The following is a 212-nucleotide window of genomic DNA, read 5'->3' as shown; positions in this document are numbered from 1 at the left end:
ACAAAATACATATTTCTCCATTTTCCTTAATCCCTTTTTGAAGACATGCAAACGCAGAATTTGTAGCTGAACATTCCATCCCATAATCGTAATAACTCTCATAACCGGTTTCTTTAGGATAAATAGGTCTTATTTCTGAATTATCATTCTCATTAAATTGCGGCAACTCTGCTCCAATACTTATAGCACCTGCAATAGTTCTATATATATCC

1 pseudogene is annotated in these 212 nt (G+C 33.5%); it reads right to left on the bottom strand.

Going from position 1 to position 212, the window contains the following annotated elements:
• Positions 1 to 212, bottom strand: a pseudogene (locus V7024_RS22340) (hypothetical protein); the annotation flags it as partial.

The organism is Bacillus sp. JJ864, from assembly GCF_036963045.1.
Lineage (GTDB): Bacteria > Bacillota > Bacilli > Bacillales > Bacillaceae_G > Bacillus_A > Bacillus_A pseudomycoides_C.
The sequence above is the reverse complement of the archived record's forward strand: the minus strand, read 5'-3'. Positions and strand labels throughout refer to the sequence as shown.